At 40.3% G+C, this 13737-nt stretch carries 16 protein-coding genes; 9 read left to right on the top strand and 7 right to left on the bottom strand.

What is annotated here, in order from left to right; all coding sequences use genetic code 11:
• Positions 1 to 3: 3 nt before the first annotated feature.
• Entirely contained in the window at positions 4 to 1161 is a 1158-nt protein-coding gene (locus R8G33_10375) for an SAM-dependent methyltransferase (GenBank protein MDW3096066.1), read from the bottom strand.
• 97 nt (positions 1162 to 1258) lie between these two features.
• Between R8G33_10375 and R8G33_10370 the strand changes: the two genes are divergently transcribed.
• The gene (locus tag R8G33_10370; GenBank protein ID MDW3096065.1) at positions 1259 to 2002 is read left to right on the top strand and encodes a pteridine reductase; all 744 of its coding nucleotides are present in this window, start codon (positions 1259 to 1261) and stop codon (positions 2000 to 2002) included.
• 67 nt (positions 2003 to 2069) lie between these two features.
• Complete coding sequence (locus R8G33_10365) at positions 2070 to 2504, top strand: BLUF domain-containing protein (protein MDW3096064.1); 435 nt, start codon at positions 2070 to 2072, stop codon at positions 2502 to 2504.
• A 45-nt stretch (positions 2505 to 2549) separates the two neighbouring features.
• On the opposite strand, the gene folK is transcribed toward R8G33_10365, so the two are convergent.
• On the bottom strand, positions 2550 to 3032 hold the full coding sequence (gene folK, locus R8G33_10360) for a 2-amino-4-hydroxy-6-hydroxymethyldihydropteridine diphosphokinase (GenBank protein ID MDW3096063.1): 483 nt from the start codon (positions 3030 to 3032) through the stop codon (positions 2550 to 2552).
• Positions 3033 to 3034: 2 nt separating this feature from the next.
• The gene (folB, locus tag R8G33_10355) at positions 3035 to 3391 is read right to left on the bottom strand and encodes a dihydroneopterin aldolase (protein MDW3096062.1); all 357 of its coding nucleotides are present in this window, start codon (positions 3389 to 3391) and stop codon (positions 3035 to 3037) included.
• A gap of 134 nt (positions 3392 to 3525) precedes the next feature.
• Between folB and rpmB the strand changes: the two genes are divergently transcribed.
• Positions 3526 to 3762 (top strand): 50S ribosomal protein L28, encoded by a 237-nt coding sequence (gene rpmB, locus R8G33_10350; protein ID MDW3096061.1) that lies wholly within the window; start codon positions 3526 to 3528, stop codon positions 3760 to 3762.
• 17 nt (positions 3763 to 3779) lie between these two features.
• Positions 3780 to 3935, top strand: a complete 156-nt coding sequence (rpmG, locus tag R8G33_10345; GenBank protein ID MDW3096060.1) for a 50S ribosomal protein L33 — start codon at positions 3780 to 3782, stop codon at positions 3933 to 3935.
• A gap of 29 nt (positions 3936 to 3964) precedes the next feature.
• Here the strand turns inward: rpmG and R8G33_10340 are convergent, their stop codons facing one another.
• Positions 3965 to 5158 (bottom strand): fatty acid desaturase, encoded by a 1194-nt coding sequence (locus tag R8G33_10340; GenBank protein MDW3096059.1) that lies wholly within the window; start codon positions 5156 to 5158, stop codon positions 3965 to 3967.
• Positions 5159 to 5242: 84 nt separating this feature from the next.
• On the bottom strand, positions 5243 to 7222 hold the full coding sequence (locus R8G33_10335) for a hydantoinase/oxoprolinase family protein (protein MDW3096058.1): 1980 nt from the start codon (positions 7220 to 7222) through the stop codon (positions 5243 to 5245).
• Positions 7223 to 7240: 18 nt separating this feature from the next.
• Between R8G33_10335 and R8G33_10330 the strand changes: the two genes are divergently transcribed.
• From R8G33_10330 to mutM, 5 genes are read left to right on the top strand one after another with little or no spacing between them, the layout of a single operon-like run.
• Positions 7241 to 8161: an ABC transporter ATP-binding protein gene (locus R8G33_10330; protein ID MDW3096057.1), complete on the top strand. Its 921-nt coding sequence runs from the start codon at positions 7241 to 7243 to the stop codon at positions 8159 to 8161.
• A 1-nt stretch (position 8162) separates the two neighbouring features.
• On the top strand, positions 8163 to 8915 hold the full coding sequence (locus R8G33_10325) for a hypothetical protein (GenBank protein MDW3096056.1): 753 nt from the start codon (positions 8163 to 8165) through the stop codon (positions 8913 to 8915).
• A 5-nt stretch (positions 8916 to 8920) separates the two neighbouring features.
• A complete protein-coding gene (locus tag R8G33_10320) occupies positions 8921 to 10276 on the top strand; it encodes a GldG family protein (GenBank protein ID MDW3096055.1) in 1356 nt (451 codons plus the stop codon).
• 14 nt (positions 10277 to 10290) lie between these two features.
• Positions 10291 to 11295: a hypothetical protein gene (locus R8G33_10315; protein MDW3096054.1), complete on the top strand. Its 1005-nt coding sequence runs from the start codon at positions 10291 to 10293 to the stop codon at positions 11293 to 11295.
• A gap of 10 nt (positions 11296 to 11305) precedes the next feature.
• Positions 11306 to 12118 (top strand): bifunctional DNA-formamidopyrimidine glycosylase/DNA-(apurinic or apyrimidinic site) lyase, encoded by an 813-nt coding sequence (mutM, locus tag R8G33_10310; GenBank protein MDW3096053.1) that lies wholly within the window; start codon positions 11306 to 11308, stop codon positions 12116 to 12118.
• Between the two features lie 46 nt (positions 12119 to 12164).
• Here mutM and arsB read toward each other — a convergent pair whose 3' ends face one another.
• Both arsB and R8G33_10300 read right to left on the bottom strand, forming a co-directional pair.
• Complete coding sequence (arsB, locus tag R8G33_10305; protein ID MDW3096052.1) at positions 12165 to 13208, bottom strand: ACR3 family arsenite efflux transporter; 1044 nt, start codon at positions 13206 to 13208, stop codon at positions 12165 to 12167.
• A complete protein-coding gene (locus R8G33_10300; GenBank protein MDW3096051.1) occupies positions 13205 to 13615 on the bottom strand; it encodes an arsenate reductase ArsC in 411 nt (136 codons plus the stop codon). The genes arsB and R8G33_10300 overlap by 4 nt, the downstream gene beginning before the upstream one ends.
• Positions 13616 to 13737 lie beyond the last annotated feature (122 nt).

The following is a 13737-nucleotide window of genomic DNA, read 5'->3' as shown; positions in this document are numbered from 1 at the left end:
AATTTATAAGCGGTGAAGCATGTTTTTAGTTGTGAATTGATTAGATTTAAAATCGATATTTTTAGTGAGCACCATCGCTTGAAATCGCTCCCCCATTTCAGCAGGCATCATTAAGCGTTTAATTTCTGCCTTACGCTCAATAACGTTCACATATTTATCCTCAGTCAAATATTTTTCCAGGGCATCACTTGCTAACAAAAAATGTGCTTGTGTACTATAACTATTAACTTGCAAATCACAATGTGTCCCCGCCTCCGCTAACGCAGTAAAATCAACATTACACGAAATATCTTGGAGGCCTGGCCATAGCAACGGCTGTTCATTTGCTACATGCTGATAATGACAAATCAGTGTGCCCATTGAGCGCTGTTCATGATAATACTCGTGTCGAGCATAGCCATAGTCGATATAAAAAAATATCCCTTGTTTCACAAATGAGGTAATTTGCTGAATGAAATCATCTAATAGTAGATTTATATCGCATTGATATGGACTGCCAGATTTATTTAACACTGATGAAGGTAATCGTTCGCCAATTAGATTTGATAAATACTCTATTGCCGGAATATCAACAAACCGTAAATCGCCTTTTTCATCCAGAGCCACGCATCGCTCTGAGACACTATTTTTTAACACAGAAACCAGAGTTACCGGTAGCGCATCAAGTACCTCATTTGCAATCACTACACCACACTCTATCGGCTCGTCTAAATTCTCAATCCAAACGATATTGCAATCAGATTGTGCACTTGCCAAATATTGTTTCTGTCGACGTCTCAATGCAGCACTTTTTTCAACAATGTAATAACACTGTGGCAAACAATCATTCTGCTTCATTGCTTGGATTAAATCTGCCGCAAATTTACCACTTCCAGCACCTACCTCAATCACAGAAAATGTGTTTAATTGTTGTTTGATTTTATTTATATGTGCTGCAAATGCTACAGCAAAGAAATTACCGTTCTCTGGACTAGTGGTAAAATCACCTTTTGAACCAAATATATCGCTATTACTCTCGTAGTAGCCCACTTCCTCTGTATACAAACAAAGCTGCATGTAGCGCTGGAAGCTAATGGGCTGTTGATTGTGTTTTATTTCATCCACAATAATTTGTTGGCAACGTCGACTGCGTTGTTTTTCTGAATCAGAAGGAATTGGCATTTCAACCTGCATAATGCACAACCCATGGGAATGTCGGCAATAAACTACTCATGACGATATGGTACATTAAACAAAATTTAAATCGTTGGGATTATTTATGGAATACTCATCTAGTCACGTTGCTTTAGTCACAGGTTCTGCAAAGCGCATTGGTGTTGAAGTAGTAAGGAAACTCCATGCTGAAGGTCTGCGTGTGATACTACATTACAATGGCTCACAAAATGCTGCTAAGGCCATCGCTGATGAACTCAATTCAGTACGCAAGGATAGCGTAGCCACGATTCAATTTAATCTACTTGATGTTTCGCAGTTGGACTCATTTTCTAAGAAGATAATAAAAATATGGGGGAGATTAGATATACTAGTAAATAATGCATCTACATTTTATCCCACACCCATAAATGATATCAGCTTAGACACATGGAACGATTTAATCGGTGTAAACCTTCAAGCACCGCTATTTCTAAGTAAAGCTTTAGCACCATCGTTGACCAAGCAAAAGGGTTGCATCATCAATATTGTTGATATTCATTCTGACCGCCCACTAAAAGGTTACACCGTCTACTGTATTGCCAAGGCCGGTTTAGGAATGTTGACCAAATCACTAGCGCGTGAATTGGCCCCTGATGTGAGGGTTAACGGAGTTTCACCTGGAGCAATTATGTGGCCAGAAATAAAAGATTATGAGCCTATGCATAAAGAAATTATTGAGCGAACCGCATTGAAAAGGGAGGGTAGTCCAAAAGATGTTGCTGACACCGTTTGGTTTTTAGCAACTTCGGCTGACTACATAACAGGGCAGATAATTGCCGTAGATGGTGGTAGAACTCTAAGCAACTAACCTAACCACACAACTATTAAGATAGTGGTACTATGTTTGTAAATATGAATTATAGTACATATTAACAATGACCCCATGCCGTCTAATTTATAGGAGTATCGCTAAAAAACAAACTCTTGCGTCAGGGCCATTATCTAAACTTTCTAATGCCGCCTCAAACAACAATAGAAGGTTAGGTATACATGGGATCTTAGTTCTTTCTTATAACAGGTTTCTACAGTTATTAGAAGGGCCATCGCAGTTTGTTAATGAATTGTTTTGCAAAATCGTAAAAGACCCTAGGCATGATCAAGTTGAATTACTTAGCTATGAAAGTATTGTTCAGCCAGAATTTATTGATTGGTCTATGTACTTTCTTGAGTTAGATAAAATTGATCCCAGCATACGCTCACTTTTAAGTAAAAAGTACCCGATTAAAAATGACAAATTTGAATTCCCTAATGAATCATTCTTAATGACTTCTTTACTACTGGATTTGAAACATATCTTTAATGACAAGTAAATTTAGCTGCTGAATCTAATTAAGATTCAAGCATTCAATATAAGCCTATTTAACTAGTCTTAACTCGACTTCCTGTTTATTAAAATCTTCCCATAATCTAGCAAATGATGTTTTCAGTATTGGATGACGCATATCGCCAGCGATATCGACTAATGGCTTGAGAACAAAAGCATATTTAGTGATATCTGAACTAGGTACGTGAACGCCGTCTTTATTAATTTGTGATTTACCATATAACAACTGATCCAAATCGATTGTTCTCGAAACAAATTGATTTTTACTATCTCTCACACGCCCATGATTGGCCTCTAATTCTCGTAAGTAGTGGCGCATCTCTTGTGGGGAAATATCTGTCTCCAGGCCAACCACTAGATTATGAAAATCATCTCCGTCAAATCCTTCTGAAACAGTTTGATAGATAGGAGAAACTTCAAGTTCACCAAACTCTTCAGCAAGTTCTTCGAGTACTTGGGGAATGTGAATTTGCTTGTCGATATTGCTGCCAATACCAATGTATACCTTGACCATCCCTAGGCTCGTTCTCCTCGTTCTATCGTTACTCCCACTGCCGCTGAACCCCTAACTGCCCCAGGCTTAGCGATGGTAATTCGTAACCATGGAATGTTGAACTCAGTCATTATCGTTGTCGCTATAAGCTCAATCAGGGTCTCAACCAACTTTGGTTGATTCTCATCCACTAGCACCCGAATCCGTTGAGAAATCGCTTTATAATCAAGGGTATATTCTAGATCATCTGTCTCTGCAGCTTTCGAAATATCGGTTGCCATTTCTAAATTAATGGTAATTTTCTGGTGGACTTGCCGCTCCCACCCGAATACGCCGATAACGGCATCCATGCTTAAATCACGTATAAATACTGTGTCCATAGTCGAGCTGGGTTTCCTTTTTAATTATCTCGTCAGCGAGCGGCGATTCAGTCGCCTATATATATTGTCTACCATATACCTTTCTGTTAAGGTACGCCGCCCATACGTAATATACAAACACAAGAAATTTTACAATGTCTAGAGTATGCCAAGTTACCGGTAAGCGACCTGTTGCAGGAAACAACGTTTCGCACGCACATAATAAAACGCGCCGAAGATTCCTTCCAAATTTACACACCCATCGATTCTGGGTAGAAAGCGAAGGCCGTTGGGTCAAATTGCGTTTATCTACTAAGGGTATGCGAATTATTGACAAAAAAGGCATTGATGCTGTACTTGCAGACATACGCGCTCGCGGTGAATCTGCTTAAACCACTGAGATATAGACATGCGAGAAAAAATCAAATTAGTTTCTACAGCAGATACTGGTCACTACTACACCACCACTAAAAACAAGCGCACCATGCCTGATAAACTGGAAATCAAAAAATACGATCCCGTGGTTCGCAAGCACGTAATCTACAAAGAAGCTAAAATTAAATAAAAGGCTATCAATACACCTAGCTATTAAAGCTAGGCGTGGTTGTAAATAGGTTGTAGCGAATAACTTCGCAAAGACCGAGCAAACTCTACTAATACCCGAATCCCTGTTTCCTCTGCTTCCTGACACCATTCAGCTAGGGCTTTTAGCATTCCCTCATTACTTTTGTATTTACGCGTCCACACTTCTGTCAGGCGCAGTTGATAATCATAAACCGTTTTTAGCTGCAGATTATCGCGCAATATTTGGTTTAGATGATCAATCTGTGGTGCTGTCATTAGACTACGTTCTCGAATAATGGCTTTTTGTACGTGCTTCAGTGCTCTTCTGTAATTGCCATCCGCTTGGCCAATTTCTGCTTTTAGCACAGGTAATGTCACCAGCTTTGCGTAATCGGCCATGACATGAAGCTTGCTCGTTAGCATAGCGCGTACCGATTCAAGATCGAGTAGCTCTTTTTCAACCGGGAGACTTGCTTGCTTTGGTCTAGGCGCCACTTTCTTAACTTCAGCTAAGCCCAATGCACTTAAAAATCGAATGTACATCCAGCCGATATCAAATTCCCACCAGTGAACTGAAAATCGCGCCGAACTAGGATAAGCATGGTGATTATTATGTAGTTCTTCACCACCAATAATAATTCCGAAATTAGTCAGATTAGTAGATCCATCTTGTGGTTCAAAATTACGATAACCCCAGTAATGGCCAGCCCCATTGACTAAACCCGCAGCAAAAAAAGGAATCCAAACTAATTGAATAGCCCAGTAAGTGAGACCAATAGGACCAAATAATGTGAGATAAACGATTAGACAAATACCCATGCCAGTATAGCTATAACGTTTATAGATTTTCTCTGCCCAGTCTTCGGGTGTGCCATGACCATATTCTTGACTTACTTGTGGATCAAAGGCAGAGATACGATATAACTCAGCACCCTCAAAAAGCACCTTCTTGATTCCGTGCACATAAGGGCTATGCGGATCATTTTCACCTTCGGTACAGGCGTGATGCTTACGATGAACTGCAACCCACTCTTTAGTATTTTGACCCGTGGTAAACCATATCCAGAAACGGAATATATGGCTTAGAAAAGGGTGTAGGGTAATGGCGTGATGAGCTTGGCAACGATGCAGGTATAGTGTCACCGACACAATCGTAAGATGTGTCGCAACTAATACACAGATTAAATCTCCCCACCATGGCAACTGTAATATTCCATCTAACATACAATAAATTCCTTAAGTATCCTCGAGATCGCTATTGGCAAATCATACGTGGGCATAGGGATAGTCGGCAAGAAATTCACCAAATTAAGGACAATCAGCACTCAATTGCAGATGAATATGCCCCTGTGGATTAACAATTCCAAGCCAATGTCTGTCAACATAGAGCGTACCAGAATGATCTAAGATGATGCACGGACCAGTAATTTTTTGACTAACAACTAACTGATTACGCTTATACACTGGGACAGGTTCAGACACCCCCACTACCTCTACATACTCTTTGACTTGCAAAGGTTGGCCCTGCCTAACTGATAATACATCTGGTGTATTACTATCCTTATACGCCCATACTCTAGCAGTCACTACCTCAATATTATCTGCCGATAAGCTGAACCCAAAACGCTTATAATGAGCTTGTTGAAACTCTAATACTATCTCGTCGCCACACCATGGAAGGCTTATCGCACTAGATTGGCCCTGGTAACGTAAATCTAACCATTGACTGACTCGATTAGGAACAATATTTACTGCCGCAAGTTGTTTTTCTGCTTCGTGCTTTAACTGTCCGAGCAATCCCGTAAGCATTTTTTGATCTAAGTTAGACCATAATCGACATATCGATTTTGAAGCCATCTGGCCCACTGGCGCACTCAACATACCTTGTGCAGATAATATACCTGCATTGACCGGCACCAAGATACTAGGCATGGCTAATTGCTCAGCTACAGCACACATATGCAAACCACCTGCGCCACCAAACGGAAATAAGCTGAATTCACTGGGGTCATGCCCACGATGGATTGAAATTACTCTTAATGCCTGCGCCATATGTGCATTGGCCAATTCGACAATGCCCAATGCCGCCTCTTCTATGGTGCAATTCATTTTATCAGCTAGAGGCTGTAACGCCTTTTGAGCCAATCGATAGTCTAATTGCAATCCGCTAGTCCAAATTTGATTCACAGGTATGCGCCCAAGCACAACGTTGGCATCAGTGATTGTCGCCTCATTTCCACCAAGTCTATAACAAGCCGGCCCTGGCTGAGCACCTGCAGACTCTGGGCCTACATGTAACCCACCGGCGTCATCAATGCGAGCAATCGAACCACCACCCGCGCCAATGGTATGAATATCCAGCATCGAAATGGCCAAAGGAAACTCCGCCACATGGCCATCATTGGTATAACTGGGCTTTTGATAAATTAACGAAACATCAGTAGATGTTCCCCCCATATCTAAAGTTAGTAGTTTTTCATGTCCGCTGTTTATTGCAATAGAGGTTGCTGCAACCACACCTCCAGCAGGGCCTGATAACAATAGTCGCACTGCTTGTGTACCTGCGCTAATAGCCGGCATAGTAGTCGCATCGCTTTGCATTACATGCAATGGTGTCGTTAGTGTTGATTGTAAATTGTGCAAATATCGTTGCGTAATAGGACTCAGATAACTATTCAACCATGTGACAACTGCTCGCTCATATTCGCGTTGTTCAGCAAGGATTTGACTGGAACACGAAACAAATAAGTCTTTCTCTAAAGCTTCTTCAATTTCACGCTCATGGGTATCATTTAAGAATGAGAAAAGCATGCAAATGGCAACCGCTTCTACATTCTGAGAGGCAAGTGTTGTCTTAAGTGTTTGTAGTTCTTGTTGAGAAACAGGTTGAAGTGGGTCGCCCGATGCTTGAATTCGAGCGTCTAATTCAAAACACAATGATTTTTCTACAAGTTGACGGCTTCGTGAAGGACATAAACTATATAGCTGATCTCGTGTTTGTCTTCCAATATGCAATAAATCTTTAAGACCACGGTTAGTAATAAATGCCGTCTTAGCGCCCTTACCTTCTAGCAGCGCATTTGTGGCAACCGTAGTACCATGAACCAAATGCGCATCTGTCAAATTAATGTTTAGATGCTTTAATCCTGCTGTAATGGCTTGTTCTGGAGCATTCGGGGTAGAAGGAATTTTATAGCTAACAAATGATTCATTTTTATATAATATGAAATCCGTAAATGTTCCACCTGTATCAATTCCAACCAACTCGGGCATGTTTTTCGAATTCATTAAATTTAGCTAATCTCTATGCAAGCAATTATTCAGGCAACAAACGTTAGCCACCATTATGGGAAACAATCTTCGGTTAAGGCGCTTAGCTTAACTTTAGGCCATGGTGAAGTCATGGCCTTGTTAGGAACTAATGGCGCTGGCAAAACAACCACTTTGCGATTACTGAGTGGTGAACTAGCGCCCGATTCAGGGCAAATCACAATTAATAACATCGATTTAAATTTACACCCACTAAAAGCAAAAAAATGCTTAGGTTATCTCCCTGATACAGCACCATTATATGACGACCTTAGTGTGAATGAATATTTAAGCTACTGCGCAAGTATCCGTTCTATGAACCGAGAGCAAATACGTCAGCGTGTCCAAGCAGTAAAAACGTTTTGCGAGTTAGAGTCAGTGGGTAACCGCTTAATTAAAAAATTGTCTAAGGGTTATCAACAAAGGATCGGCATTGCTCAAGCGATTATCCATGAACCAAAAGCAATTATCCTTGATGAACCCACAAATGGATTAGACCCCACTCAAATTCATGAGATGCGTGATCTTATTCTGCACTTACGCAATGATGCAGCCGTTTTATTATCTACTCATCATTTAAATGATGTTGAACAAATTTGTGATCGTGTACATATGCTCAAACAAGGTAGCACAGTATTTTGTAAAAAAATCGACGACCTTCAACAGGCAACTCGAGTGCGTGCACGCTTTAACATCACACCTCCAATTGGCGCGTTAAATAATATTCATGCAATAGAGAAAGTACATACCATCAATGACAACACTATTGAATTAGTAATTAGCGAAGATTTAGATAAAGTAAAAATTGACTTACTCGCCATGTCACAATCAAATCATTGGGGCTTAGTGGAAATCTACGATATTCGTGAAACATTGGAAAATGTATTCGTCTCTGAAGTATTAAGAGGTATTCACTAACATGGTGGCAGTCAATATTTTATTAAATGAATTACGCCGTATTTGGATGCAGCCTTTAGTATGGATAGTGCTAGGCTTAACTTTTATTGTTATTGCATTATTATTTTTAGTCTTGCTGAATAATTTTCACCTAGACATACAGGTCAAGTTTGCTGGCAATGACAATGCACCAGGCGTGACCGATTCTGTGTTTTACCCTATGTTGTTTTGGAGCTCAATAATTGGCGCATTGATGATGCCTATATTTACATTACGCGTGATAACAGAAGAAAAAATTCGCCGTCAAAATACTTTACTAAGCTGCGCGCCGATTAAATGCACAACCATTATTACCAGCAAGTTATTAGCTATTGCTTCTGTTGCTATTGGTTTTGCACTTCTAAATTTAATATTCCCGCTCACCATGTCTGGCATCGTTAATTTGGATTGGGGCAAGATTGCAGCAGGTATTCTAGGCATGTTGATGTTTCAAATAAGTTATGCGGCGATATGTGTATGGATTGCGATGCTGACTCAAAATATCATGTTTACGTTGCTCAGTTGCTTGGGAATGTTTCTTTTCTCCTTCATATTATTTTACTCGGCTACTTCAGAACAAAGTGCCAGTAATTTATTTTTGCATATATCGAGCTTCTCTCATCTGCTCTCGCCGCTATCTGGGTTAATCACTAGCGTTGATGTGTTTTATTTTATTATCGTGACGTTAATGTTCAGCGTCTTGTCGATTATCTATTTGCGTTTCAAAAGAGACTAGTGATTTTGCCAAATTTTAACTACAAACGTCGCGCCAAGTTCTGCTTATATGTTTACTCTTTGCTATGCATAGTCGTTGGCTTTTGTTTGCTATGGCTAAACAGCTTAAACAACTGGCAATCCGATTGGACGGCGGGCTCACGGAATACCATTAATGAATCCAGCATTGAATTACTACAAAAGTTGGATGGCCCTGTCTCATTACAAGCATACTTCGATAGCGACAGTAAAACCCGGCAACAAGTCATCCGCTTTATCGATAAATATAAACGATTCAAACAAGATATCTCATTAAAGTTTGTTGATAATCAATTGTCCAGTGACCAACTGATTGATATGGGTTTCAGTCAACAGGGTGAACTCAAAATATCTTATGCAGAGAATGACGCATTTATTAATCGTCTTAACGAACAAGAAATGACAAGCGCTTTATTTAAAGTCGCGAGAAAAGAAGACACTTGGATAGCCGTAATTCAAGGTCACGGCGAACGTGACCCACTGGATGCAGGTAATAATGGGTTAAGCAAATTAGTCAGTGAGCTAAATAAAACCGGCATTAAAGTTCAACCAATTAACCTTTTGTCTCAAGCGGTAATTCCTGACAACACTAAAGTATTGATTATCGCTGGGGCACGAAACGCTTATTTAGGCGGCGAACTCAAGCTAATCGAAGAATTCTTAGAAAACGGCGGCAATTTACTTTGGTTGCGCGACCCTGCCAAACAAAATTACTTCTCTAGCCTAGATGAATCATTAAGCTTATCCCTCATCCCAGGCGTTGTTATTGATGCCAATACAAAACTACGCATATTACTGGGCATTAAACATGCTGCCGTGATTCCCGTGACGGAATTTCATAAACATAGCATCACAGAAACGTTAAAAACGCATTTGCTATTTCCTTTCGCTAGTGCAATGAGACATCAAACTGGTTCTGACTGGCAAGCACATACACTTTTTAGATCGCTAGAGCGTTCTTGGGCCGAAGTTGGAGAGATAAATACAGATAAGTTAAAATACGAGCAAGATATTGGTGACACACAAGGCCCTCTTACGATTGGACTTTCTTTATCGCGCAAACATAAAGAACAGCAACAACGTGTGATAGTCATCGGTGACTCTGACTTTATAGCCAATGGCTATATTGGTTTTGGTGCCAACTTTGAACTTAGCTTGAATATAATAAATTGGCTAACTGAGGACGATAAGTTACTCTCCATTACACACCGAGCAGCGCCAGATCAAAGTTTAGAGCTAGGAGACAAGGATGTAACATTCATTGCTCTAATATTATTACTTCTTGTTCCAGGCCTTTTAGTTGGAACAGGTCTTGTAATACGTTGGCGACGCCATAAGCATTAAACCAAGAAATTAATATGAATACCTCTGCGATAACACACGGATCGGTTAGCGAAGCACTGAATATCAATGTCAGCACAGACATTGTGAGTGGCTTACATGAGTTTTTTACAGTGAGATATAGCAATGAGCCTGCGGATAACATTATTCACTCACTGACAAATGTCGCTATTCCTTCCTTACAATCAGAACAAATTTTTGAATCATGGCAAGGTGCAATTAATAATACTAACCACCCTGATGGCTGGGAGTTATTCCAAAATGACCAATATCTATTAGCTTGTGTACCAACATCATTGTTCTCTCATTTGCCAATTGACCAAGCTACCGAGGCAGCGTACACCGCGATGTTTGAACAAATGCATGCTTGTGACTATCCCTACCTGGTGCGTACTTGGAATTTTTTCTCTGGCATCACGAGTGATGGTTATGCGGGCTCAAATAATTATCAGCTATTTTGTTCCGGGAGATCACGTGCTTATGAGCAACAATCCTTAACTGAGCAAGTTTACCCCGCAGCCACTGTTATTGGAACGCAACAAGCGAGCATGCAAATTTTCTTTATTGCCGCCAAACAATCAGGAATAGGTATTGAAAATGCTCAACAGGTCAGCGCGTTCGACTATCCTTCTATTTATAGCCAGGATCCGCCGTTATTTTCTCGGGCTCTATTACACCGCAATCACTCTCAAGAAATATTATTTGTCTCAGGTACTGCAAGCATTACTGGGCATGACACTCAATATGCAGGCGACATTAATCGGCAGACTGAAATTTGTTTATCCAACATAGAACAGTTGATTTCTACTGCCGTCAACGAACAGAATATGACAGCGATTACCTTACGAGATTTTTCTCAATTCAAGATCTATATCAAAAACCCAAATGATATAGATACGGTATGCACACACATCCAACAAATATTAGGGCCAAGTGCACCAGTCTACTATTTACAGGGTGATATGTGTCGTTCAGATTTATCTGTAGAAATAGAAGCACTCGCGATAATCCCCATCCTATAACGTCACTGTTATGCCAGAACTCCCAGAGGTAGAAACAACACGACGTGGTATAGAACCACATATCAATGGGCAAAAGGTTTTATCTGTTATTACTCGCACTAAAAAATTACGCTGGCCTATTCCCAGCCAACTAAACAAAAATTTGAGCCAAAAAGTCATTACCTCAGTTAACCGACGCGGAAAATATTTATTACTCAAAACCGAGTCGGGCACATTAATTATTCACCTGGGAATGTCTGGCAGTTTGCGCGTCACAGAGACAACCGCATCTGCTCAAAAACATGACCATGTGGATGTGGTATTTAAAAAAAATATATTGCGCCTACACGACCCGCGCCGCTTTGGCGCCGTCCTTTGGACGAACAATAATCCGCTCTCTCACAAACTATTAGTGTCATTAGGCCCGGAACCATTAGACGAAGACTTTACTGCTAAACATATATATGAGGCTTCGCGTAACCGACGTATATCTGTGAAAGAATTTATTATGAATTCTCATGTGGTGGTGGGCGTGGGAAATATCTATGCTACCGAAGCCTTATTCACTAGTAAGATTCATCCACTTCGTGCGGCTGGAAAAATATCCTTTGCGCGATACGAATTACTAGTCACTGCTATTAAAGTGATTTTATCCGAAGCAATCCAACGCGGCGGAACGACATTAAGAGACTTCACACGAGAAGATGGAAAACCGGGTTATTTTCAGCAAGAGTTAAAAGTCTACGGAAGAACTAAGAAGCCATGTGTTGTGTGTGCTCGTCCACTCCGTTCTACAAAGCAAGGGCAGCGGACGACGACATATTGTTCGCAGTGTCAACGTTAAAAGTTGAGTTAAATTACCGTTATATGTCATCCAAGCAAGTATCTTTCTAAACTTTAAAATTTGCACGCGTTCGATTAGCAAAGGCAACTAATGACAGCATCACTGGCACCTCAACCAATACGCCAACAACGGTAGCTAATGCGGCCCCAGAATTAAGACCAAATAAGCTTATTGCTACCGCTACAGCAAGTTCAAAAAAGTTTGATGTACCAATTAGTGCAGCAGGCGCTGCTGTATTAAAAGGCACTTTCCATAAATATGCCCAACCATAGGCAATGGCAAAAATACCATAACTTTGAATAAGTAATGGGATTGCAATCAAACCAATAACTAATGGTTTATCGATAATAGTTTGTGCTTGAAAACCAAACAATAAAACAACTGTGGCTAGTAGCCCCATGACTGAGAACGGTTTTATCTTGGCGGTAAAATCTTTGATGCGTTGATGATCACCAGAACCATCCAACATTTTACGTGTTAGGTAACCGGCCACTAACGGGATAACAACATAGAGCATTACCGAGAGTAGCAAAGTCTCCCACGGCACCGCTATATCGGTTACTCCAAGCAGGACCGCTGCGATTGGTGCAAAAGCAAATATCATAATGATGTCGTTGATAGAAACCTGCACCAATGTGTAATTGGCGTCGCCATGAACAAGTTGACTCCACACAAATACCATTGCGGTACAAGGTGCAACACCAAGCAATATCATTCCAGCGATATATTCTTTAGCTGATGATGGATCAACTATGCCAGCAAATATATACTCAAAAAATAAAATACCTAGTGCAGCCATAGAGAACGGTTTGATTAGCCAATTCACAACAAGCGTGATACATAAACCCTTAGGCTTCTTACCTACATCTTTTATAGAGTTAAAATCTACATTGACCATCATTGGGTAAATCATTATCCAAATGAAGACAGCAACCACTAGATTGACATTGGCATACTCAATGACTGCAATTGCCGCAAATATATTTGGCATGGTATTCCCCAAGCCAACGCCGGCAACAATGCAAACAGCAACCCATAAAGATAAATATCGTTCAAATACACCAATGGGTGACTGAGAGTCATTACTCATATCAATTCATCCTCTATATGCTGTTTGAGTTTTTGAAGTGCCCCATCAAATGCAAGATTAATATCTTCTTTAGTTCCTGTGCAATTTGCCGGATCAGGGATACTCCAATGCAGTTTTTTATAATTACCTGAAAATATAGGGCAATTTTCATTGGCGGCTTGATCACAGACAGTAATGATCAGATCGATGTTGCGGTCTACAAACTCATGCCAAGATTTACTGCGAGGCTCACCAATTTCTATTTTGTGTCGTATTAGCGTATCGATGGTCTTGGGATGAATATAACCTGTAGGATTGCTGCCAGCACTCTCAGCAATGTAATGCCCCTTTCCTAGCTGATTAATAAGTGCTTCAGCCATAATCGAACGACATGAATTGCCGGTGCAAAGTATAAGAATGTTCTTCATTAGCTATTAGACATTGTCACTGAGTGGATCTCTGATTTTCTGAATTGATAGATACTTGAATAATTATTACTAGAATAATCCTTGTCTAAGAATGTGATTAAATTATGTTATTTTATATCAAT

It is taken from the genome of Gammaproteobacteria bacterium (assembly GCA_033344735.1).
Taxonomy (GTDB): Bacteria; Pseudomonadota; Gammaproteobacteria; order UBA4575; family UBA4575; genus UBA1858.
Note: the sequence above shows the minus strand (reverse complement) of the source record. Positions and strands in the feature narration are given on the sequence as shown.

Bases quoted from the DNA above. Each gene is read 5' to 3' on its own strand.
- R8G33_10375 (MDW3096066.1), bottom strand. From the start codon at position 1,161: ATGCCAATTCCTTCTGATTCAGAAAAACAACGCAGTCGACGTTGCCAA.
- R8G33_10370 (MDW3096065.1), top strand. From the start codon at position 1,259: ATGGAATACTCATCTAGTCACGTTGCTTTAGTCACAGGTTCTGCAAAG.
- R8G33_10365 (MDW3096064.1), top strand. From the start codon at position 2,070: ATGACCCCATGCCGTCTAATTTATAGGAGTATCGCTAAAAAACAAACT.
- folK (MDW3096063.1), bottom strand. From the start codon at position 3,032: ATGGTCAAGGTATACATTGGTATTGGCAGCAATATCGACAAGCAAATT.
- folB (MDW3096062.1), bottom strand. From the start codon at position 3,391: ATGGACACAGTATTTATACGTGATTTAAGCATGGATGCCGTTATCGGC.
- rpmB (MDW3096061.1), top strand. From the start codon at position 3,526: ATGTCTAGAGTATGCCAAGTTACCGGTAAGCGACCTGTTGCAGGAAAC.
- rpmG (MDW3096060.1), top strand. From the start codon at position 3,780: ATGCGAGAAAAAATCAAATTAGTTTCTACAGCAGATACTGGTCACTAC.
- R8G33_10340 (MDW3096059.1), bottom strand. From the start codon at position 5,158: ATGTTAGATGGAATATTACAGTTGCCATGGTGGGGAGATTTAATCTGT.
- R8G33_10335 (MDW3096058.1), bottom strand. From the start codon at position 7,222: ATGAATTCGAAAAACATGCCCGAGTTGGTTGGAATTGATACAGGTGGA.
- R8G33_10330 (MDW3096057.1), top strand. From the start codon at position 7,241: ATGCAAGCAATTATTCAGGCAACAAACGTTAGCCACCATTATGGGAAA.
- R8G33_10325 (MDW3096056.1), top strand. From the start codon at position 8,163: ATGGTGGCAGTCAATATTTTATTAAATGAATTACGCCGTATTTGGATG.
- R8G33_10315 (MDW3096054.1), top strand. From the start codon at position 10,291: ATGAATACCTCTGCGATAACACACGGATCGGTTAGCGAAGCACTGAAT.
- mutM (MDW3096053.1), top strand. From the start codon at position 11,306: ATGCCAGAACTCCCAGAGGTAGAAACAACACGACGTGGTATAGAACCA.
- arsB (MDW3096052.1), bottom strand. From the start codon at position 13,208: ATGAGTAATGACTCTCAGTCACCCATTGGTGTATTTGAACGATATTTA.
- R8G33_10300 (MDW3096051.1), bottom strand. From the start codon at position 13,615: ATGAAGAACATTCTTATACTTTGCACCGGCAATTCATGTCGTTCGATT.